This is a genomic window from Micromonospora sp. NPDC050695, assembly GCF_040654415.1.
Classification (GTDB): Bacteria; Actinomycetota; Actinomycetes; order Mycobacteriales; family Micromonosporaceae; genus Micromonospora.
The window spans coordinates 30,273-50,809 of the sequence record NZ_JBFAHZ010000016.1; the positions used below are offsets into that span (position 1 = coordinate 30,273).

21 protein-coding genes are annotated in these 20,537 nt (G+C 72.2%); 2 read left to right on the forward strand and 19 right to left on the reverse strand.

Going from position 1 to position 20,537, the window contains the following annotated elements:
• Positions 1-81: 81 nt before the first annotated feature.
• The 12 genes from coaBC to pyrR form a co-directional block, all read right to left on the reverse strand.
• Positions 82-1,290, reverse strand: coding sequence for a bifunctional phosphopantothenoylcysteine decarboxylase/phosphopantothenate--cysteine ligase CoaBC (gene coaBC / locus AB0H52_RS15070; protein WP_151487781.1), 1,209 nt, complete (start codon positions 1,288-1,290; stop codon positions 82-84).
• A 14-nt stretch (positions 1,291-1,304) separates the two neighbouring features.
• Positions 1,305-1,568: a DNA-directed RNA polymerase subunit omega gene (rpoZ, locus tag AB0H52_RS15075; RefSeq protein WP_007075826.1), complete on the reverse strand. Its 264-nt coding sequence runs from the start codon at positions 1,566-1,568 to the stop codon at positions 1,305-1,307.
• A 64-nt stretch (positions 1,569-1,632) separates the two neighbouring features.
• Positions 1,633-2,166 carry a guanylate kinase gene (locus AB0H52_RS15080; protein ID WP_151487782.1) on the reverse strand — a complete coding sequence of 178 codons (534 nt, stop codon included), beginning with the start codon at positions 2,164-2,166 and terminating at the stop codon, positions 1,633-1,635.
• Between the two features lie 25 nt (positions 2,167-2,191).
• A complete protein-coding gene (mihF, locus tag AB0H52_RS15085) occupies positions 2,192-2,509 on the reverse strand; it encodes an integration host factor, actinobacterial type (protein ID WP_007458370.1) in 318 nt (105 codons plus the stop codon).
• Between the two features lie 178 nt (positions 2,510-2,687).
• Entirely contained in the window at positions 2,688-3,524 is an 837-nt protein-coding gene (gene pyrF, locus AB0H52_RS15090) for an orotidine-5'-phosphate decarboxylase (RefSeq protein WP_151487783.1), read from the reverse strand.
• 71 nt (positions 3,525-3,595) lie between these two features.
• Complete coding sequence (locus tag AB0H52_RS15095) at positions 3,596-4,870, reverse strand: adenosylmethionine--8-amino-7-oxononanoate transaminase (RefSeq protein ID WP_151487784.1); 1,275 nt, start codon at positions 4,868-4,870, stop codon at positions 3,596-3,598.
• Positions 4,871-5,099: 229 nt separating this feature from the next.
• The gene (locus AB0H52_RS15100) at positions 5,100-6,146 is read right to left on the reverse strand and encodes a quinone-dependent dihydroorotate dehydrogenase (protein ID WP_192580098.1); all 1,047 of its coding nucleotides are present in this window, start codon (positions 6,144-6,146) and stop codon (positions 5,100-5,102) included.
• Positions 6,143-9,490, reverse strand: a complete 3,348-nt coding sequence (carB, locus tag AB0H52_RS15105) for a carbamoyl-phosphate synthase large subunit (protein ID WP_357947921.1) — start codon at positions 9,488-9,490, stop codon at positions 6,143-6,145. The genes AB0H52_RS15100 and carB overlap by 4 nt, the downstream gene beginning before the upstream one ends.
• Positions 9,490-10,629 carry a glutamine-hydrolyzing carbamoyl-phosphate synthase small subunit gene (gene carA, locus AB0H52_RS15110; protein WP_151487786.1) on the reverse strand — a complete coding sequence of 380 codons (1,140 nt, stop codon included), beginning with the start codon at positions 10,627-10,629 and terminating at the stop codon, positions 9,490-9,492. The genes carB and carA overlap by 1 nt, the downstream gene beginning before the upstream one ends.
• Entirely contained in the window at positions 10,629-11,906 is a 1,278-nt protein-coding gene (locus AB0H52_RS15115; RefSeq protein ID WP_151487787.1) for a dihydroorotase, read from the reverse strand. The genes carA and AB0H52_RS15115 overlap by 1 nt, the downstream gene beginning before the upstream one ends.
• A complete protein-coding gene (locus AB0H52_RS15120; protein ID WP_357947925.1) occupies positions 11,903-12,829 on the reverse strand; it encodes an aspartate carbamoyltransferase catalytic subunit in 927 nt (308 codons plus the stop codon). The genes AB0H52_RS15115 and AB0H52_RS15120 overlap by 4 nt, the downstream gene beginning before the upstream one ends.
• A gap of 61 nt (positions 12,830-12,890) precedes the next feature.
• Positions 12,891-13,472: a bifunctional pyr operon transcriptional regulator/uracil phosphoribosyltransferase PyrR gene (gene pyrR / locus AB0H52_RS15125; protein WP_151487789.1), complete on the reverse strand. Its 582-nt coding sequence runs from the start codon at positions 13,470-13,472 to the stop codon at positions 12,891-12,893.
• A gap of 288 nt (positions 13,473-13,760) precedes the next feature.
• Between pyrR and AB0H52_RS15130 the strand changes: the two genes are divergently transcribed.
• Positions 13,761-14,249: a transcriptional regulator gene (locus AB0H52_RS15130; RefSeq protein WP_007458348.1), complete on the forward strand. Its 489-nt coding sequence runs from the start codon at positions 13,761-13,763 to the stop codon at positions 14,247-14,249.
• A gap of 69 nt (positions 14,250-14,318) precedes the next feature.
• On the opposite strand, the gene nusB is transcribed toward AB0H52_RS15130, so the two are convergent.
• The 5 genes from nusB to AB0H52_RS15155 all read right to left on the reverse strand — a co-directional run bounded on the left by nusB (position 14,319) and on the right by AB0H52_RS15155 (position 17,907).
• On the reverse strand, positions 14,319-14,729 hold the full coding sequence (gene nusB, locus AB0H52_RS15135) for a transcription antitermination factor NusB (protein WP_184188983.1): 411 nt from the start codon (positions 14,727-14,729) through the stop codon (positions 14,319-14,321).
• 23 nt (positions 14,730-14,752) lie between these two features.
• Positions 14,753-15,310 carry an elongation factor P gene (efp, locus tag AB0H52_RS15140; protein ID WP_007458344.1) on the reverse strand — a complete coding sequence of 186 codons (558 nt, stop codon included), beginning with the start codon at positions 15,308-15,310 and terminating at the stop codon, positions 14,753-14,755.
• An 86-nt stretch (positions 15,311-15,396) separates the two neighbouring features.
• Positions 15,397-15,822 (reverse strand): type II 3-dehydroquinate dehydratase, encoded by a 426-nt coding sequence (gene aroQ, locus AB0H52_RS15145; protein WP_151487790.1) that lies wholly within the window; start codon positions 15,820-15,822, stop codon positions 15,397-15,399.
• A complete protein-coding gene (gene aroB, locus AB0H52_RS15150; RefSeq protein WP_151487791.1) occupies positions 15,819-16,898 on the reverse strand; it encodes a 3-dehydroquinate synthase in 1,080 nt (359 codons plus the stop codon). Before aroB ends, aroQ begins: the two co-directional genes overlap by 4 nt.
• 10 nt (positions 16,899-16,908) lie before the next feature.
• A complete protein-coding gene (locus AB0H52_RS15155) occupies positions 16,909-17,907 on the reverse strand; it encodes a YafY family protein (protein ID WP_357947929.1) in 999 nt (332 codons plus the stop codon).
• A 79-nt stretch (positions 17,908-17,986) separates the two neighbouring features.
• Here AB0H52_RS15155 and AB0H52_RS15160 point away from each other — a divergent pair, with 79 nt between their 5' ends.
• The gene (locus tag AB0H52_RS15160) at positions 17,987-18,715 is read left to right on the forward strand and encodes an alpha/beta fold hydrolase (RefSeq protein ID WP_357947932.1); all 729 of its coding nucleotides are present in this window, start codon (positions 17,987-17,989) and stop codon (positions 18,713-18,715) included.
• A gap of 103 nt (positions 18,716-18,818) precedes the next feature.
• On the opposite strand, the gene AB0H52_RS15165 is transcribed toward AB0H52_RS15160, so the two are convergent.
• Both AB0H52_RS15165 and aroC read right to left on the reverse strand, forming a co-directional pair.
• Positions 18,819-19,322, reverse strand: coding sequence for a shikimate kinase (locus AB0H52_RS15165; RefSeq protein WP_357947935.1), 504 nt, complete (start codon positions 19,320-19,322; stop codon positions 18,819-18,821).
• Positions 19,322-20,500 carry a chorismate synthase gene (gene aroC, locus AB0H52_RS15170; RefSeq protein ID WP_151487795.1) on the reverse strand — a complete coding sequence of 393 codons (1,179 nt, stop codon included), beginning with the start codon at positions 20,498-20,500 and terminating at the stop codon, positions 19,322-19,324. Before aroC ends, AB0H52_RS15165 begins: the two co-directional genes overlap by 1 nt.
• Positions 20,501-20,537: the final 37 nt, after the last annotated feature.

Here is a 20,537-nt window from a genome sequence, read left to right on the forward strand (position 1 = left end):
CCTAAGCGTGTGATGTCGTTCCGCGGGAGTCTAATCACCACTGCGGCGGGCGTGGAGTTCAGTCGTGCTTTGTTCCACTCGTCAGGAGCGGTCGGCCAGCCGCGCCACGACGAGATCCCACACGGTGTCGGCCACGTCCTCCTTGGCCTGCTCCGGCAGTCGGCTGACCGAGCCGTCCGCGCCGATGACCGTCACCGTGTTGGTGTCGGCGCCGAAGACCAGATCCGGACCGACCTCGTTGACGACGATCAGGTCGGCCCGCTTCCGGGCGAGTTTCGCCCGGCCGTTGGCCTCGGCGTCGCCGGTCTCGGCGGCGAACACCACCAGCACCTGCTCCGGTCGTTTGCGCTGGCCGAGCTCCGCCGCGATGTCCGGGTTCGTGACCAGCTCGATGGTGGGAGCGACGCCGTCGTCCGACTTCTTGATTTTGCCAGGCGCGTACGTCGCCGGCCGGAAATCGGCCGGAGCCGCCGCCATCACCACCGCGTCGGCCTCGTCGGCGGCCTTGACGGTCGCGTCGCGCAGTTCGGCGGTGGAGCCGACACGGACCAGGTCGACCCCGGCGGGGGCGGCGAGGGAGACGTTGGCCGCGATCAGGGTCACCTGGGCGCCCCGGGCCACCGCCGCGCGGGCGAACGCGTAGCCCTGCTTGCCCGACGACCGGTTGCCGAGGAAGCGGACCGGGTCCAAGGGCTCGCGGGTGCCGCCCGCGGTGACCACCACCCGCCGGCCGGCCAGGTCGGCGGGGGCGGAGTCACCCCGGGCGAGGACCCGACGGGCGACGGCGAAGATCTCCGCCGGGTCGGGCAGCCGGCCCTTGCCGCTGTCGGCGCCGGTGAGTCGCCCGACGGCCGGCTCGATGACCCGGACCCCCCGGGAGCGCAGCGTGGCGACGTTGGCCACCGTGGCCGGGTGCTCCCACATCTCGGTGTGCATGGCCGGAGCCAGCACCACCGGGCAGCGGGCGGTCAGCAGCGTGTTGGTCAGCAGGTCGTCGGCGAGCCCGTGCGCGGCCTTGGCGAGCAGGTCGGTGGTCGTCGGCGCGACCACCACCAGGTCGGCCTGCTGGCCGAGGCGCACGTGCGGCACCTCGTGCACGTCGGACCAGACGTCGTCGGCGACCGGCTGGCCGGACAGTGCCGCCCAGGTCGGCGCTCCGACGAAGCGGAGCGCCGACGCGGTCGGTACGACGCGGACCCGGTGACCCGACTCGGTGAAGAGCCGCAGCAGCTCACACGCCTTGTAGGCGGCGATGCCGCCGCCGACCCCGAGGACGATCGAGGCGGACATCGACGGGTGCGGTCTTACGGCTGGTCGGTCGGCTCGGCGGTGAGCAGGCCCGCGTTGATCTCGCGCATGGCGATGGAGAGGGGCTTCTCCTGGGGGGTGGTCTCGACGAGCGGGCCGACGTACTCCAGCAGGCCCTCACCGAGCTGGCTGTAGTAGGCGTTGACCTGGCGCGCGCGCTTGGCGGCGAAGATGACCAGCGCGTACTTCGACGTCGTCTTCTCGAGGAGCTCGTCGATCGGCGGGTTGGTGATGCCTTCGGGGTTGGCGATGGATCCCACGAATTAACCTCTGCGTCTTTCGAGCCGCGCGAACGCGGTGCTGAGTCTCAACGGCGGCCGACCGTCAGCCGCGCACACGCGACCAGGTCGGATCCGGATAAGAAGAACCGAGTAAGCCTACCAGCTCGCCGACGACCCGCTCGGTGTGGTCGTGGGTCAGGGCGTGGTCGAAGCTCGCCGCGACGGCCGGGTCGGGACGCTTCCCGGGCGGGCTCAGCAGCACCAGCCGGGCGTCGGGCAGGCGCGCCCGGACCAGCGGGGCGCCGCGCAGGTCGAGCGGGAGCAGCACCGGCTGCCCGGCGTCGAGCCGGGCGCGCAGCGGCGGGTACGGCGTACCCCGGTGGTGTGGGCCGGCCCTGGACCACTCCAGCAGCTCGCCCGCGGCCACCCGCCGGTCGAACTCGGCCGGCGCGAGGAAGACCCGGTCGACACCGTCGACCTCCTGCTCCCGGCGCGGCCGGGTGGTGGCCGGTACCGGGATCCACACGAACGGAGAACGCGCCCGGACGAGCTCGACGACACTCTCCCTGCCGGAACCCGAAGGTCCAGCCAGGACAGTGAGCCGAGCCGCCGGGCGCGCCTCGTCATCCGTGCTCACTGCTTGTTTCTACACGCTGCCAGGTTCAGTTGGCGGCGAACTCTCCAAGCAGTGCCTTGCGCTGCTGCTCGCCGAGGCCACGCAGGCGACGGCTGTCAGCGATCTTGAGCTTCTCCATGATCTGGGTAGCCCGGATCTTGCCAATGCCCGGCATCGCCTGCAGGACGGCCGAAACCTTGAGCTTACCCACGACGTCGTCGCTCTCGGCGCGCTCGAGGACGGCGCCAAGGGTGGTCTTGCCCTGCTTGAGCTGCTCCTTCAGCTCGGCACGGGCCTTGCGGATCTCCGCGGCCTTCTCGAGCGCGGCAGCGCGCTGTTCGGGGGTCAGTGACGGGAGCGGCACCAGTTCTCCTCAGGTCCCTATCGCGGCGGGCGGGGCGCACCGCCGCATCTGTGAAACGTGGTGTCGCTGTGAACCAAGGGGTCCGTGGTTCCCAGCGCGGGGAAAACTAGCGGTCAACGGAGCTTTCGGCAACGTGGGCGCGCGACGATCACCGCACAGTGACCGAGCCGTCAGTCAGTCAACGGGCAGCCAGAACGGCCCGGCACTCGCCCAGCACCCGGTCCGCGGCGGCCCGCAGCGCGGCGACGTCGGGGCCCGCGGAGAGCACTTCCCGGGAGTACGACGGGAGCACCGTGGCGAGGCTCGAACCGAAGACGGTACGCAGATCGGCCGCGCCGGCACCCTGCGCGCCGAGCCCCGGCGCGAGCAGCGGACCCCCCACGCCGGAGAGGTCGTGACCGGTGTCGCCGATGGTCGCGCCGACCACCAACCCGAAGCTGCCGAGGGGGGTCGCACCCTTGTTGAGCTGGGAAATCTCGTCGATCACGGTCTGCGCGACGGTGCGGCCGTCGGCCGTGCGGGCGCGTTGCACGGCGGCACCCTCGGGGTTGGAGGTGAGGGCCAGCACGAAGACCCCGCCGCCGTGCTCGGCGGCCAGCTCGAACATCGGGGCCAGCGAACCTACTCCCAGGTAAGGGCTCGCGGTGACCGCGTCGACATACAACGGGCTGGATGGATCAAGGTACGCGCAGGCGTACGCGCGCACCGTCGAGCCGATGTCTCCGCGCTTGACGTCGAGCAGAACGAGCGAACCGGCATCGCGTAACTGTCGGATAGTTGACTCAAGAATCGCCACACCGCGGGATCCGAAACGCTCGAAAAAGGCCGACTGAGGCTTCACCACCGCAACCCGGTCACCGAGCGCTTCCACGACGGTTTGGGTGAACCGGTCAAGACCCGCGACGTCGTCGTCGAGACCCCACCGAGCCAGCAGACCGGGATGCGGGTCGATGCCCACGCAGAGCGGCCCCCGCTCGGTGACCGCCCGGTGCAGCCGGGTTCCGAAGCTCTCCATCGGCGTACTCCCTCTCTCCTCGTCCCGGGTGGCGGACCCGCCCTCCGGGGTACCCGTTGCCGGCGGCCGGCTCAGCCGGCCACCACCGCCGCCGCCACGCCGGACGCGATCCGGGCCAGGTCGGCGTCGTCGGTGACGTACGGCGGCATCGTGTAGATCAGGTCGCGGAACGGCCGCAGCCACACCCCCTGCCCGGCCGCCGCCGCGGTGGCCGCGCCGATGTCGACCTCGTGATCGAGCTGGACGACGCCGATCGCGCCGAGCACCCGCACGTCGGCGACGCCGGGCGCGCCGCGCAGGGGCTCCAGACCGGCGCGCAGGCCGGCGGCGATCCTGGCGACCTGCCCCGCCCAGTCCCCGGCCCGCAGCAGCCCGATGGAGGCGTTGGCCACCGCGCAGGCCAGGGGGTTGCCCATGAACGTGGGCCCGTGCGCGAGCACGCCGGCCGCGGAGATGCCCCGGGCGACCTCCGGGGTGCACAGTGTCGCCGCCAGGGTCAGGTAGCCGCCGGTGAGGGCCTTGCCCACGCACAGCACGTCCGGGCTGACCCCGGCGTGCTCGGCGGCGAACATGCGCCCGGTTCGACCGAAGCCGGTGGCGATCTCGTCGAAGATCAGCAGGATTCCGTGCGCCCGGGTCACCTCGCGCAGGACCCGCAGGTATGCCGGATGGTGAAAGCGCATCCCGCCGGCGCCCTGCACGACCGGCTCCACGATCACCGCGGCCAGCTCGTCGGCGTGCCGCTCGACCGCGTCCACCAGCGCCGCCACGTACGCCTCGTCGGGCGGATCGGTGAAGCCGCCCGGCGGGACCGGTGCGAAGACCTGCCGCGGCAGCACGTCACCCCACAGGTGGTGCATCCCGCCCTCCGGGTCGCAGACGCTCATCGGGTGGAACGTGTCGCCGTGGTAGCCGCCCCGCCAGGTCGCCAGGCGGCGCCGCTGCGGCCGGCCGACGGCGCGTTGGTACTGCAGGCACATCTTCACCGCCACCTCGACGCTGACCGAGCCGGAGTCAGCCAGGAAGACGTGCTCCAGGCCGTCCGGGGTCAGCTCGACCAGCGTGCGGGCCAGCTGGACGGCGGGCTCGTGAGTGAGCCCGCCGAACATCACGTGACTCATCCGGCCGAGCTGGTCGGTCACCGCCGCGTCCAGCACCGGGTGCCGGTAGCCGTGGATCGCCGCCCACCAGGACGACATCCCGTCCACCAGCTCCCGCCCGTCGGCCAGGGTCAGCCGTACCCCCTCGGCGCCGCGCACCACGTACGGCTGGGTCGCCGGCGGCAGCGCCGCGTACGGATGCCAGACGTGCGCCCGGTCCGCGGCCAGGATCTCCTCGGGTGTCACGCGTACTCCTTCCAGGCACGGACGGGCCGCGCGGCGGTCGTCAGGCGGCCGGTCGAGCCCCTCCCTCTGCGCCTTTGCTCTGCTTCAACGGAGGCAACGCCTGGTGTCCGGATACCGGACGCCGGCCGTTGCGTGGGTTGAAGCAGAGCAAACGGACAGCGGAGCGGGTGGGCACCCCGGCGCAGAGCCGGCCCGGCGCAGGGCTGGACCAGCACCGGGCCGGGGCCGATCACCGGCCGGCGACCGGTTCCGGTGCCAGGGCTGTGGCCGTCGTGCGGGCGGCTGCGCGGACCAGAGCCGGACCCCGGTAGATGAATCCGGTGTAGAGCTGCACCAGGGCGGCGCCGGCGTCGAACATCCGCGCCGCGTCGTCCGGGTCCAGCACCCCGCCGACCCCGATGATCGGCAGCCGGCCGCCGGTCTCGCGGTGCACGAAGGCGACCACGTCGCGGGCACGCCCGGTCAACGGCCGGCCGGACAGACCACCGGCCTGCGCGCCGCGCTCGGCGTCACCGACGGCGAGCCCCTCGCGGGACAGCGTCGTGTTGGTGGCGATCACCCCGGCCGCACCCCGCGCCAGGCAGACCTCCAGCAGCTCGGCGATCGCCGCCTCGGTCAGGTCCGGTGCGATCTTGACCAGTACCGGCTTCTCCCCCACCAGCGCGCCGAGCAGCGCGTCCAGGTGCGTGCGGTCCTGCAGGGACCGCAGACCCGGGGTGTTCGGCGAGGAGACGTTCACCGCGAAGTAGTCGCCGTGCGCGCGCAACGCCCGGTACGAGGCGAGGTAGTCCTCGACCGCCTCGTCGAGCGGGGTCACCTTGGACTTGCCCAGCGAGATGCCCAGCGGCACCCCGAGCGGGCGCGGCAGCGCCGCCAGCCGGGCGGCCAGCGCGGCGGCCCCGGCGTTGTTGAAGCCCATCCGGTTGACCACCGCCTCGCTGGCCGGCAGCCGGAACAGCCGGGGCCGGGGATTGCCCGGCTGGGCGTGCGCGGTGACCGTGCCGACCTCGACGAAGCCGAACCCGAGCGCCGGCCAGGCCGGCAGCGCCGCGCCGTCCTTGTCCATGCCGGCGGCCAGCCCGACCGGATTGGGGAACCGCACGCCGAACACCGTGCGCGGTGCCCGCACCGCGTAGCGGGCCCGCAGGGCGGCGAGCGCCACCGGACTGCGGGACAGCCCGGACAACCGCCGCAGCGTCCACTCGTGCGCGGCCTCGGCGTCCCCACCGCCGAGCCGGAACAACCAGGGCCGAACCGCCCGCTCGAACAGGGTCACTGGGCCGCCCGCAGGGTGGCGTGCAGGTCCTGCAGGGGGCGGACCTGCATGTCGCCGCGAATGCGCGCCTCGATGCCCATCACCGCCGCGGCGGCGCCGGGGACCGTGGTGATGCAGGGGATGTCCGCGGTGACGGCCGCGCTGCGGATCTCGTAGCCGTCGGAGCGGGCGCTGGCCCCCGAGCCCTGCGGCGTGTTGATCACCAGCGCCACGTCGCCGCCGAGGATCAGCGACACCGCGTCGTCCCCCTCACCGGCCTGGTAGTGCTTGCGGATCTGCTCGCAGGCGATGCCGTGCCGGCGCAGCACCTCGGCGGTGCCGGCGGTCGCCACGATCTCGAAGCCCAGATCGGCCAACCGCTTGATCGGGAAGATCATGCCGCGCTTGTCCCGGTTGGCCACCGAGACGAAGATCTTCCCGGTGGTCGGCAGCGACCCGTACGCGGCCGACTGGCTCTTGGCGAAGGCGTGCCCGAAGTTGGTGTCGATGCCCATCACCTCGCCCGTCGACTTCATCTCCGGGCCGAGCAGCGAGTCGATCCCCTTGCCGGCGCGGGTCCGGAAGCGCTTGAACGGCAGCACCGCCTCCTTGACCGCGATCGGCGCGTCGGCGGGCATCGTGCCCCCGTCCCCGGTCGCGGGCAGCAGGCCCTCGGCGCGCAACTGGGCGATGCTCGCGCCGAGCGCGATCCGGGCCGCCGCCTTGGCCAGCGGCACCGCCGTGGCCTTGGAGACGAACGGCACCGTCCGCGACGCCCGCGGGTTGGCCTCCAGGACGTAGAGCACGTCGTCCTTGAGGGCGTACTGCACGTTGAGCAGACCCCGGACGCCGACGCCACGGGCGATGGCCTCGGTGTAGCGGCGGACCTCGGCCAGGTGCGAGCCCGCCAGGGTGATCGGCGGCAGCGCGCAGGACGAGTCGCCGGAGTGGATGCCGGCCTCCTCGATGTGCTCCATCACGCCGCCGATGTAGACCTCGCCGTCGGCGTCGCAGAGCGCGTCCACGTCGATCTCGATGGCATCGTCCAGGAAGCGGTCCACCAGCACCGGGTGATCCGGCGAGATGTCGGTCGCCCGGCCGATGTAGTCACGCAGCGTCGGGTCGTCGTAGACGATCTCCATGCCCCGCCCGCCCAGCACGTACGACGGCCGGACCAGCACCGGGTAGCCGATCTCGTCGGCGATCGTCTTGGCCTCGTCGTAGGAGGTGGCCATGCCGTGCGCCGGAGCGCGCAGTCCGGCCCGGACCAGCACCGCGCCGAACGCGCCCCGCTCCTCGGCGAGGTGGATCGACTCCGGGGAGGTGCCGACGATCGGCACGCCGGCGTTCTTGAGCCGCTGCGCCAACCCCAGCGGGGTCTGCCCGCCGAGCTGCACGACCACCCCGACCACGCCCGGCCCGCCGGCCGCCCGGCCGGACGACTCCTCCGCGTGCCAGACCTCCAGCACGTCCTCGAAGGTCAGCGGCTCGAAGTAGAGCCGGTCGGCGGTGTCGTAGTCGGTGGAGACGGTCTCCGGGTTGCAGTTGACCATGACGGTCTCGTAGCCGGCCGCCCGCAGCGCCTGCACCGCGTGCACGCACGAGTAGTCGAACTCGATGCCCTGCCCGATCCGGTTCGGCCCGGAGCCCAGGATCAACACCTTCGGCCGGTCCGACGGCACGACCTCGGTCTCCAGGTCGTACGACGAGTAGTGGTACGGCGTGGTCGCCTCGAACTCGGCCGCGCAGGTGTCCACCGTCTTGTAGACCGGGCGCACGTCGAGGCGGTGTCGCAGGGTGCGTACCCCGTCCTCGGCGGCCAGTTCCGGACGCAGCGCGGCGAGCTGCCGGTCGGACAGACCGGCCCGCTTGGCCACGCGCAGCAGCTCGGCGTCGAGCACCGGGGCGGCCACGATCTCCGCGCGCAACTCGATCAGCGCGACGATCTGGTCGAGGAACCAGGGGTCGATCCCACCGGACGCCTCGGCGACCTCGGCGATCGACGCGCCGAGTCGCAGGGCCCGCTCGACGGTGTAGAGCCGGCCGTCATGCGGGATCCGCAGCGCGGCGAGGGTGTCGGCCAGGGTGACGCCCTGCGGGTCCGGCTGCGTCCAGAAGCCGGCCTCCTTGGTTTCCATCGACCGCATCGCCTTGTTCAGCGCCTCGGTGAAGTTGCGCCCGAGGCTCATCGCCTCGCCCACCGACTTCATCGTGGTGGTCAGCTCCGGGTCCGCGCCGGGGAACTTCTCGAACGCGAAGCGCGGGATCTTCACCACCACGTAGTCCAGGGTCGGCTCGAACGCCGCCGGGGTCTTCAACGTGATGTCGTTGGGGATCTCGTCGAGGGTGTAGCCGATGGCCAGCTTCGCGGCGATCTTCGCGATCGGGAAGCCGGTCGCCTTGGAGGCCAGCGCCGAGGAGCGCGACACCCGGGGGTTCATCTCGATCACGACGATCCGGCCGTCGACCGGGTTGACCGCGAACTGGATGTTGCAGCCCCCGGTGTCCACGCCGACCTCGCGCAGCACCGCGATGCCCAGGTCCCGCAGGCGCTGATACTCCCGGTCGGTGAGCGTCATGGCCGGGGCCACGGTGACGCTGTCGCCGGTGTGCACGCCCATCGGGTCGATGTTCTCGATCGAGCAGACCACCACGACGTTGTCGTGCCGGTCGCGCATCAGCTCGAGCTCGTACTCCTTCCAGCCGAGCACGCTCTCCTCGATGAGCACCTCGTGCACCGGGCTGGCGGACAGGCCGTCGCCGGCGATGCGGGCCAGGTCCTCCGGGGTGTGCGCCATGCCGGAGCCCAGGCCGCCCATGGTGAACGACGGCCGGATCACCACCGGCAGGCCCAGCTCGGCGACGGTGGCCTCGACCTCGTCCATGGTGTGGCAGACCCGGGAGCGCGGCACCAGGCCGGTCGGGTCCTCGACGCCCAGCCGGACGCCGGCCTTCGCCACGATCTCCTTGAACAGCTGTCGGTCCTCGCCGCGGTTGATCGCGTCGATGTTCGCGCCGATCAACTCGACGCCGTACTTCTCCAGGACGCCGGCCTCGTGCAGGGCGACCGCCGTGTTCAGCGCGGTCTGCCCGCCGAGGGTCGGCAGGATCGCGTCCGGACGCTCCTTGGCGATGACCAGCTCGACGAACTCCGGGGTGATCGGCTCGACGTACGTGGCGTCGGCGAACTCCGGGTCGGTCATGATCGTCGCCGGGTTGGAGTTGACCAGGCTGACCCGGATCCCCTCGCTGCGCAGCACCCGGCACGCCTGGGTGCCGGAGTAGTCGAACTCGCAGGCCTGCCCGATGACGATCGGCCCGGAGCCGATCACCAGGATGTGCTTGAGATCAGTGCGCTTGGGCATTACTTTCCGCCTTCGATCAGTTCCGCGAAGCGGTCGAACAGGTAGTCCGCGTCGTGCGGGCCGGCCGCTGCCTCCGGGTGGTACTGGACGGTGAAGGCGGGCACGTCCTTCGCCCGCAGCCCCTCGACCACGTTGTCATTGAGGCAGACGTGCGACACCTGAACGCCGCCGAACTCGGTCTCGATCACCTGGTCGGGCACCACCGCGCCGTCGCCCGCACCCGGCACCTGAACGGCGAAGCCGTGGTTGTGGCTGGTCACCTCGACCTTGCCGGTGACCCGGTCGAGCACCGGCTGGTTGATGCCCCGGTGGCCGTAGCCCAGCTTGTACGTGCCGAAGCCGAGCGCCCGGCCGAGGATCTGGCTGCCGAAGCAGATGCCGAACAGCGGCACCTCCCGCCGCAGCGCCTCCCGCGCCAACGCCACCGGCGCGTCGGCGGTGGCCGGGTCACCCGGACCGGGCGACAGGAAGATCGCGTCGGCCCCGGTGGCGAGCATCTGGTCGATGCTCGACCCGGCGGGCAGCACGTGGGTGGTCACCCCGCGCGCGGCCAGCCGGCGCGGCACGTTGCGCTTGATGCCCAGGTCGAGCGCCGCCACGGTGAACCGGTGCTCGCCGAGGGCCTCGACGACGTACGGCCGGGAAGTGGTCACCTCGGCGGACAGGTCCGCGCCGACCATCTGCGGCGCCTGCCGGACCCGGGCCAGCAGGCTCTGCGGATCGTTGTCCACGCTGGAGATACCGACCCGCATGGCGCCCCGCTCCCGCAGGTGCCGGGTCAGTGCCCGGGTGTCCACCCCGCTGATGCCCACCACACCCTCGGTGGCGAGGCGGTCCTCGAGACCGCCGGTGGCCCGCCAGTTCGAGCCGATCCGGGCCGGGTCGCGCACGACATAGCCGGCCACCCAGATCCGGCCGGACTCGTCGTCCTCGCCGTTGACGCCGGTGTTGCCGATGTGCGGCGCGGTCTGCACCACCACCTGCCGGTGGTAGGACGGGTCGGTCAGCGTCTCCTGGTAACCGGTCATGCCGGTGTTGAACACCGCCTCGCCGAAGGTCTCCCCGACACTTCCGTACGCCTCACCGGGGAAGGTGCGCCCGTCCTCGAGGACGAGAATCGCGGGCCTGCGCTTGACCATTACTTGACAGCCTTTCCGTCCAGAACCGTCGGCTCGCCGCGCAGGAAGGTCGCCACGATGCGACCTGGCAGCGTCATGCGGGCATACGGGGTGTTGCGACTGCGGCTGGCCAGCTCCGCCGGCTCGATGGTGCGGCGGGCGGCCGGGTCGATCAGGGTCAGGTTGGCCGGCACACCGGGCGCCGGGTCGATGCCGTGCCCGGTCAACCCGGCGATCCGGGCGGGAGTCCGTGACATCCGCTCGGCGATCAGGTCCCACTCGGGGCCGAGCACGTCGAGCGCGATGGAGAGGGCCGTCTCCAGGCCGAGCATGCCCGGCCGGGCGTACGCCCACTCGCACTCCTTGTCCTCCACGGCGTGCGGGGCGTGGTCGGTGGCGATCGCGTCGAGCACCCCGTCGGCGAGCGCGGCACGCAGCGCGGCGATGTCCGCGGCCGTCCGCAACGGCGGGTTGACCTTGAAGACCGGGTCGTAGGTCTCCGCCCGCTCGTCGGTGAGCAGCAGGTGGTGCGGGGTGACCTCGGCGGTGACGCGTACACCGCGGGCCTTCGCCTGGCGCAGCACCTCGACGCTGCCGGCGGTGGAGACGTGGCAGACGTGCAGGCGGCTGCCCACGTGCTCGGCGAGCAGCACGTCCCGGGCGATGATCGCCTCCTCGGCGACCGCCGGCCAGCCGATCAGCCCGAGGCGGGTGGAGACCTCGCCCTCGTGCATCTGGGCACCCTCGGTGAGGCGCGGCTCCTCGGCGTGCTGGGCGATGATCCCGTCGAACGCCTTGACGTACTCCAGGGCGCGGCGCATCAGCTTCGGGTCGGCGACGCAGTGCCCGTCGTCGGAGAAGATCCGCACCCGGGCCGTCGAGTCGGCCATCGCGCCCAGTTCGGCCAGCCGCTCGCCGGCCAGCCCGACGGTGACCGCGCCGATCGGCTGCACGTCCACCAGGGCGGCCTCGCGGCCGAGTCGCCAGACCTGCTCGACCACGCCGGCGGTGTCCGCGACCGGCGAGGTGTTCGCCATCGCGCAGACCGCGGTGTAGCCGCCCAACGCCGCCGCGCGCGAGCCGGACTCGACGGTCTCGGCGTCCTCCCGACCGGGCTCGCGCAGGTGGGTGTGCAGGTCGACGAGACCGGGCAGGGCGACCAGGCCGGTGCCGTCGATGGCGGTGGCGTCCGGCGCGGTCAGGCCGGGGCCGACCTCGGCGACGACGCCGTCGCGGATCAGCAGGTCGGTCGGCGCGGCGCCGACGACGCTCACGTTGGTGATCAGGTACGCGGTCACCGGTTGTTCCCTCCGAGCAGCAGGTAAAGAACAGCCATCCGCACGGAGACACCGTTGGTGACCTGTTCGACGATGGTGGATCGGGGTGAGTCGGCCACCTCGGGGGTGATCTCCATGCCCCGGTTCATCGGGCCGGGGTGCATGACGATGGCGTGCTCGGGCAGGCGGCGCATCCGCGGGCCGTCCAGCCCGTAACGGCGGGCGTACTCGCGCGCGGAGGGAAAGTAGGAGTCGTTCATCCGCTCCCGCTGCACCCGCAGCATCATCACCACGTCCACGTTCGGCAGCACCGAGTCGAGGTCGTAGGAGACGTCCGTGCCGGGGGCGAGCGCCGCGGCGATGTCGACCGGGATGAGGGTGGGCGGGCCGACCAGGGTGACCTTGGCGCCGAGGGTGGACAGCAGCAGCACGTTGGAGCGGGCCACCCGGGAGTGCAGCACGTCCCCGACCACCGCGACCGACAGGCCGGCGAGCCGGCCCAGCCGGGACCGCATGGTGTACGCGTCGAGCAGCGCCTGGGTGGGGTGCTCGTGGGTGCCGTCGCCGGCGTTGACCACCGACCCGTCGACCCAGTTGGCCAGGCGGTGCGGCGCGCCGGAGGCGGGGTGCCGGACGACCACCGCGTCGGCGCCCATGGCCTGCAGGGTCAGCGCGGTGTCCTTCAGGCTCTCGCCCTTGGTGACGCTGGACCCCTTCGCGGAAAAGTTGATCACATCGGCGCTGAGGCGCTTGGCCGCCGCCTCGAAGGAGATCCGGGTGCGGGTGGAGTCCTCGTAGAAGAGGTTCACCACCGTCCGGCCGCGCAGCGCGGGCAGTTTCTTGATCTCGCGGCCGGCGACCGTGGCCATCTCGGCGGCGGTGTCCAGGATCTCGGTGGCGGCGTCGGCGTCCAGGTCCCCGCCGGAGAGCAGATGCTTGATCATGGAAGCAGCGCCTGCCTTTCGTTCGCGACTGCGGGGCTCCGCTTCGCTGCACTCCTCGCGCTCACCGTGTCCCCCCGTACAGCTTGACCTCGTCGGCGCCGTCGGTCTCCGCGAGCGTCACCTTCACGCTCTCCGCGAGCGAGGTCGGGATGTTCTTGCCGACGTAGTCGGCGCGGATCGGCAACTCCCGGTGCCCCCGGTCGACCAGGACGGCGAGTTGCACGGACGCCGGGCGGCCCACGTCGTTGAGCGCGTCGAGCGCGGCCCGCACGGTGCGGCCGGAGAAGAGCACGTCGTCGACGAGGATGACCCGCTTGCCGTCGATGCCGCCGGTGGGCACCTGGGTCGGGCCGATCGCGCGGGTGGCGTGCCGGCGGAGGTCGTCGCGGTAGAGCGTGATGTCGAGCACACCGACCGGTACGGCGATGTCCTCGAAGGTGCTGATCCGGGAGGCGAGCCGCCGCGCGAGGGGGGCGCCCCGGGTGGGGATGCCCAGCAGCACCGTGTCGGCGGCACCCTGGGTCTTCTCCAGGATCTGGTGGGCGATGCGGTCGACCACGCGTTGCACGTCGGCGCTGGCGAGGATCACCTTCACCGAGGGTTGTCGCGGTGGTGACGAGCGGGCAGCCGGTGGGTATGCCACGGCGGACCTCCTTCCCCGCCTCACGGGACGGGTCGTTAAAGGATGTCGGGCACCTCCGGCCGGACCGCGCAGCGACCTGACCGGGGCTTCACGCCACGTTACCAGTGGTCACCGGGCCGATGGACGGCGGCCGCTGACCACCGGATCAGGCCGACGAAATGGGGATAAACTCCCCCGGTACTCCCCAACGGTAAGGTCACGACCACTTGACCAGGTGTCGCAATCCCCGTACCGTCACGCTCCGTAGCGATCGACGGGAGAACCCCGAGCAGCACTGGGAGTGTCCGAATGCCCTCTGAATACGCCAAGTCTCTGGGCGCCCGCCTGCGCTCCATCCGCCAACAGCAGGGTCTCTCCCTGCAGGGTGTGGAGGAGAAGTCGAACGGGCGGTGGAAGGCCGTGGTGGTCGGCTCGTACGAGCGTGGCGACCGGGCCGTGACGGTGTCCCGTCTGGCCGAGCTGGCCGAGTTCTATCGTGTCCCCGTCTCGGAGCTGCTGCCCGACGGCAGTGGTGTCCGGCACGAGCCCACCAGCAAGATCGTCCTGGACCTGGAGCGGCTCTACGACGAGGCCTCCGAGGACCTGGCCTACGTCGCCCGCTACGCCCGCGCGATCCAGCAACAGCGCGGTGACTACAACGGGCGGGTGCTCTCCATCCGTGCCGACGACCTGCGGGCGCTCGCGATCGTCTACGACGCCTCGCCGTCGGGTCTGATCGAGCGGCTCACCGAGCACGGTGTGCTGGTGGCCGACCCCCGGGCGTTCTTCGCCTCCTGAGCTGTCGCTTCACCCGAAAGGGCCCGTGCCGTCCGGCACGGGCCCTTTCCGTGGTGCGGGTGCGAGACCTCAGCGGGTGGCGTACTCGGCGATCCGGCCGAGCACCCCGTTGAGGAAGCGCGGCGAGTCGTCGGTCGACATCTGCCGGGCCAGCTCAACGGCCTCGCTGATCGCCACCGCGTCGTCGATCTCGTCGACGTAGAGCAACTCGTAGACGGCGATCCGGGCCAGGTTGCGGTCGACGACCGGCATCCGCTCCAGGGTCCACCCCTCGGCGTAGCTGGCGATCAGCTCGTCGATCCGGTTGAGGTGCTCGGCGACCCCCTCGACCAGGCCCACGGCGTAGCCGAGGTGCTCCGGTCGGGGCTGCTCGATCCGCTGCACGTAGCCGGCCAGCACCTCCACCGGAGGCTTGTCCCGCAGATCGGCCTCGTAGAGGACATCCAGCGCCCGCTTACGCGCCTTGCGGCGCGCCGGCATCTGCTGCTTGGAACCCTCGGCCATCAGGCGCGGCCGAGGTAACGGCCGTCGCGGGTGTCGACCTTGATCTTCTCGCCGGTGGTGATGAACAGCGGAACCGGCACGGTGGCGCCGGTCTCCACGGTCGCCGGCTTGGTGCCGCCGGTCGAGCGGTCGCCCTGCAGGCCCGGCTCGGTGTAGGTGACCTCCAGCACGACGCTGGTGGGCAGCTCGATGTAGAGCGGCACACCCTCGTGCTGGGCGACGGTCGCCTCCGCCTCGGGCAGCAGGTAGTTGGCGGCCTCGCCGACGGTGCCACCGGGCACGGTGATCTGGTCGAAGGTCTCCAGATCCATGAAGACGAAGTCCTCGCCGTCGGCGTACAGGTACTGCATCGTGCGCTTGTCCACGGTCGCGGTCTCGACCTTGGTGCCCGCGTTGAAGGTCTTGTCGACCACCTTCCCGGACAGCACGTTCTTCAGCGTGGTGCGCACGAACGCACCACCCTTACCGGGCTTGACGTGCTGGAACTCGACGACGGCCCAGAGCTCGCCGTCCAGGTTGAGTACCAGGCCGTTTTTGAGGTCGTTGGTGGAGGCCATTTCCTGCCTTGATCATCAATTGGCGGACAGACCCTACGAGTCTACTAGCTGCGTCGAATCGACCCGTCCCCGCTCGGGGCGACCCCTCAGCGGGCGGCCAGGTGGTGCAGGGCGAGACGATAACCGTCAATGCCGAGACCGCAGATCACCCCGGTCGCCACCGCGGAGACCACCGAGTGGTGCCGGAACTCCTCGCGGGCGTGGATGTTGGAGAGGTGCACCTCCACCAGCGGCCCCCGCAGCATGGCGCAGGCGTCGCGCACCGCGTACGAATAGTGCGACCAGGCGGCCGGGTTGAGCACCACGGCGGCCTCCTCGTCGGCGGCGGCGTGCAGCCAGCCGAGCAGTTCGTGCTCGGCGTCGGTCTGCCGGACCGTCACGTCCAGCCCCAACTCCCGGCCGGTGGCCTCGCAGAGCGTCACGAGATCGGCGTAGCTGGTCGAGCCGTACACCGCCGGCTCCCGGGTGCCGAGGCGGCCCAGGTTCGGCCCGTTGAGAACGTAGACCTTCACCGGTCGGCCACCTCGCGGTAGGCGGCCTCGAGCAACGCGTCGTCCGGGCCCTCCAGCATCGCCGGATGGGCCAGCCCGTCCAGCACCACGAACCGCAGCCGGCTGCCCCGAGCCTTCTTGTCCACCCGCATCACGGCCAGCAGCCGCTCCCAGGCGTCGGCCGGGTAGCTCACCGGCAGGCCGAGCGCGGACAGGGTGCGACGGTGCCGGTCGGCGGTCGGCGCGTCCAGCCGGCCGGCGAGCCGGGCCAGCGCCGCGGCGTACACCAGACCGACGGAGACGGCGTGGCCGTGCCGCCAGCGGTAGCCCTCGACCTGCTCGATCGCGTGCGCCAGGGTGTGACCGTAGTTGAGGACCTCGCGCACGCCCGACTCGCGCAGGTCACCGGCGACCACATCGGCCTTGACCCGGATCGCCCGCTCGATCAGCTCCCGGGCGACCGGCCCGCGCGGGTCGGTGGCGGCCGCCGGGTCGGCCTCGACGAGATCCAGGATCGTCGGGTCGGCGATGAAGCCGCACTTGACCACCTCGGCCAACCCGGCCGCCAGGTCGACCGCGGGCAGGCTGTCCAGCGTGGCCAGGTCGGCCAGCACACCGACCGGCGGGTGGAACGCGCCCACCAGGTTCTTGCCGGCAGCCGTGTTGATGCCGGTCTTGCCGCCCACCGCGGCGTCCACCATGCCCAGCAGCGAGGTGGCCACCGGCACCCACCGCACGCCGCGCAGCCAGCAGGCCGCGACGTAGCCGGCCAGGTCGGTCACCGCGCCGCCGCCCACGCCGACCACCGCGTCGGTACGGGTGAAGCCGGCCGCGCCGAGCTGATCCCAGCAGGCGGCGGCCACGTCGATCTGCTTGCCCGCCTCGGCGTCGGGCACCTCGATCGGCAGCGGCTCGACGCCGACCGCGCGCAGGCGTTCGCCGAGCGCGTCGGCGAGAGCCTTGAGCGGAGGGGCGTGCAGCACCGCCGCCCGGGTCGCGCCGGGCAGCAGGCCGGGCAGCGCGTCCAACAGGTCGCGTCCGACCAGCACGTCGTACGGCCGTTCGCCGCCGACCGGGATCCGGGTCACCTCGTCCATCGCCGGCAGCCTAGTCGAGCGGACGCCGTGGTGCGGGTGGCTGCCCACCTGCTGGCCGGGCCGCCCACTCCGCCAACCGGCGGGCGTGTTCGGCCACCTCGGCGCGCAGCGCGTCCGGGTGTCGCACGGTGAACGGGCAGCCCAGACCGGCGAGCAGCGCGGCCATACCGGGCAGGCTCTGCGCCCGTGCCCGCACCAGCACCCCGTCGGTGGTGGCGGTCAACTCGGCCACACTGGCCGGGATCCGCCGACGGGCGGTAACCAGGTCGGTCTCCAGCACCACCTCGACCTCGTGGGCGTACGGCACGCCGGCCAGCGACCGCGTCACCCGGGCCACCGGGTCGAAGCCGTCCGGCACCGTGAACGTCGCCGCGCCGGGGGTCACGGCACCGATGCGGTCCAGCCGGAACGTGCGGATCTCGTCGCGCCGGTGGTCGTGCCCGGTGACGTACCAGCGACCGCCGTGGAAGACCAGCCCGTACGGGTCGAGGTCGCGCCGTGACCGCTCGCCCCGCCAGGAGCGGTAGTCCAGTGCCACCCGCTGCCGATGCCGGGCGGCCGCGGCCAGGGCGAGCAGGGTGCCCGACGCGGGGCGCGGTTCCGCCTCGGGTCGCCGCAGGGTGAAGCCGAGGTGCTCCTGCACGGCGGTCAGCCGGTCGGCGAGCGCAGCCGGCAGCACCCGGCGGATCTTCGCGAGCGCGGTCGCCGTGGCTGGTTGCTCGGTGGCCAGGCCGACGCGTTCGGCCACGACCAGGCCGAGCAGCACGGCGACCGCCTCGTCGTCGGTGAGCATCAGCGGCAGCAGCTTGAAGCCGGGGTGCAGGCGGTAGCCACCGTGCCGACCGCGGTCGGCGGTGACCGGGATGCCCAGCTCGACGAGGGTGGCCGCGTACCGGCGTACGGTCCGCTCGTCCACACCGAGCCGGTGGGCGAGGTCGGTGGCGGTGGCCCGGTGCCGGGTCTGGAGCAGTTCGAGCAGGGCCAGCACCCGACCGGCGGGATGTGACACGGGGCACTCCTTGAAACCGGGCGGTTCCTGTCCGGATTCGATCGTACGGTCTGTCGGTAGCCGAGAGAAGGAGCGACAGATGGCGACGTTCGTACTCGTGCCGGGCTTCTGGTTGGGTGCCTGGGCGTGGCGGGACGTGACCGCGTTGCTGCGCGCGCAGGGGCACGACGTCCACCCGATGACGCTGACCGGGGTGGCCGAGCGCGACCACCTCGCGACACCGGCCGTGGGCCTGAACACGCACACCACTGACATCGTCCGGCTGATCGAGGTCGAGGACCTGCGCGACGTGCTGCTGGTCGGGCACTCCGGCGGCGGCATGCCGGTCTCCCAGGCGGCCGACCGGATCGCGGAGAGGATCGCCCGTGTGGTCTACGTGGAGAGTGGGCCGCTGCCGGACGGCACGGCGCAGTTCGACACGGTGCCGCCGCAGGAGCAGCAGCGGCAACGCGCGGCGATCGGGTCCGGGCACCTGCTGCCACCGCCGCCCTGGGATCCGGCCGCCGACCCGACCAACCTGGCCGGGTTGGACGAGGCGACGCTCGCCGTGCTGCGCGCCCGGACCACCCCGCACCCGCTGGCGGCGGCGACCGATCCGGTCCGACGCACCGGCGGCCGCCCGGTGCCGACCGCCCTGGTGGCCAGCACCTTCCCGCTCAGTGTGGTGCGGCAGATGATCAGGGAGGAGCATCCGTTCTTCACCGGCCTGGCCGACGGCCAACTGCACGAGCTGCCCACCGGGCACTGGCCGATGCTCAGCGAGCCGAAGGCTCTGACCGATGTCCTCGACCTGATCGCCCGCGGCTGAGGAACACCCCGACTGCGCGACCGTGCACTTCCGGTTGCCGCGATGCGGTGAATGCCCCCTTACGCCGGGGGCAGCACGTGCACGATCGGCGTGGCGGGCGGCGTCAGCGGGGCAACAGCGCGGCGATCTCGGCGACGATCGCCACCGGAGGCCGGCCGTCGGTGGTCACCGTCTCGGTGGCCACCTCGGCGTAGAGCGGCCGGCGCTGGTCCAGCAGATGCTTGAGGGTGGCCCGCGGGTTGATCGCCAGCAGCGGCCGGCCGGCGCCGAGCCCGACCCGCTTCACGGCGTCGGGCAACTCGACCGACAGGTGCACCACCCGGTGTCCCACCAGGGCGGCGCGGGTCTCCTCGGCCAGCACGGCACCGCCGCCGAGGGCGAGCACACCGGTGCCGGCGGCGAGCGCCGCGGCCACGGCGGCCCGTTCCAGGGTACGGAAGTGCGCCTCACCCTCGTCGATGAAGATCTCCGGGATGGGCTTGCCGGCCATCCGCTCGATGTCGGCGTCGGTGTCGCGGAACTCCACACCGAGGGTGGACGCGAGCGCCTGCCCGACGGTGGTCTTGCCGCAGCCCGGCGCGCCGACCAGCACGACGACCGGTGCCATCAGCGGATGACCAGGGCGTCGACGTAGCCGGCGAGGTTGCGGCGGATCTCGGCGATCGAGTCCCCACCGAACTTCTCGGTGGCCGCCTCGGCGAGCACCAGCGCCACCATGGCCTCGGCGACGACCGCCGCGGCGGGCACCGCGCAGACGTCCGAGCGTTGGTTGATCGCGCTGGCCGGCTCGCCGGTGGTGACGTCCACGGTGGAGAGGGCCCGGTTCAGCGACGAGATCGGCTTCATCGCGGCGCGGACCCGCAGCGGCTCGCCGGTGGTGATGCCACCTTCGAGGCCACCGGCCCGGTCGGTGACCCGCCGGACGCCGGTCGCCGACGGAATGATCTCGTCGTGCGCCTCGGAGCCCCGGGAGCGGGCCTGCTGCCACCCGTCACCGATCTCCACACCCTTGATCGCCTGGATGGACATCAGCGCGGCGGCCAGTCGGGCGTCGAGCTTGCGGTCCCACTGCACGTGGCTGCCCAGACCCGGCGGCACCCCGTACGCCAGCACCTCGACCACGCCGCCGAGCGTGTCGGCGGCCTTCTTCGCGGCGTCGACCTCGGCGACCATCAGGGCGCTGGCCTCCGGGTCGAGGCAGCGCAGCGGGTCGGCGTCGATGCGGGCGGCGTCGGACGGGGTCGGGCGCAGCCCGGGCTTCGCGGCCACCGGACCCAGCTCGACGACGTGCGAGACGATCTCGATGCCGAGGGCCTGCCGGATCAGCGCCTTGGCGACCGCGCCGACGGCGACCCGGGCGGCGGTCTCGCGGGCGCTGGCGCGTTCCAGGATCGGCCGGGCGTCGGTGTGGCCGTACTTCTGCATGCCGGCCAGATCGGCGTGGCCCGGCCGGGGGCGGGTCAGCGGGGCGTTGCGGGCCTGCCGGGCCAGCTCGTCGGGGTCGACGGGGTCGGCGGCCATCACCGTCTGCCACTTCGGCCACTCGGAGTTGCCCACCCGGATCGCGACCGGACTGCCCAGGGTGACGCCGTGCCGCAGGCCGCCCAGCACCTCGACCTCGTCCCGTTCGAACGACATCCGGGCGCCACGGCCGTAGCCGAGTCGGCGGCGGGCCAGGTCGTCGGCGATCTCGGTGGTGGTCACCTCGATACCGGCCGGCACCCCCTCCAGGAGCGCGACGAGGGCGGGACCGTGCGATTCACCTGCAGTCAACCAGCGCAACACAGCGGTCAGTCTGTCACGGCGGGTGGCCGTCCCACCG

Excerpts from the sequence above, each read along its gene's own strand:
- AB0H52_RS15160 (WP_357947932.1), top strand. The coding sequence starts at position 17,987 with ATGGCGACGTTCGTACTCGTGCCGGGCTTCTGGTTGGGTGCCTGGGCG.
- aroB (WP_151487791.1), bottom strand. The coding sequence starts at position 16,898 with ATGGACGAGGTGACCCGGATCCCGGTCGGCGGCGAACGGCCGTACGAC.
- pyrF (WP_151487783.1), bottom strand. The coding sequence starts at position 3,524 with ATGGAGAGCTTCGGAACCCGGCTGCACCGGGCGGTCACCGAGCGGGGG.
- efp (WP_007458344.1), bottom strand. The coding sequence starts at position 15,310 with ATGGCCTCCACCAACGACCTCAAAAACGGCCTGGTACTCAACCTGGAC.
- AB0H52_RS15165 (WP_357947935.1), bottom strand. The coding sequence starts at position 19,322 with ATGGCACCGGTCGTCGTGCTGGTCGGCGCGCCGGGCTGCGGCAAGACC.
- AB0H52_RS15120 (WP_357947925.1), bottom strand. The coding sequence starts at position 12,829 with ATGATCAAGCATCTGCTCTCCGGCGGGGACCTGGACGCCGACGCCGCC.
- nusB (WP_184188983.1), bottom strand. The coding sequence starts at position 14,729 with ATGCCGGCGCGCCGCAAGGCGCGTAAGCGGGCGCTGGATGTCCTCTAC.
- carB (WP_357947921.1), bottom strand. The coding sequence starts at position 9,490 with ATGCCCAAGCGCACTGATCTCAAGCACATCCTGGTGATCGGCTCCGGG.
- carA (WP_151487786.1), bottom strand. The coding sequence starts at position 10,629 with ATGGTCAAGCGCAGGCCCGCGATTCTCGTCCTCGAGGACGGGCGCACC.
- coaBC (WP_151487781.1), bottom strand. The coding sequence starts at position 1,290 with ATGTCCGCCTCGATCGTCCTCGGGGTCGGCGGCGGCATCGCCGCCTAC.
- AB0H52_RS15130 (WP_007458348.1), top strand. The coding sequence starts at position 13,761 with ATGCCCTCTGAATACGCCAAGTCTCTGGGCGCCCGCCTGCGCTCCATC.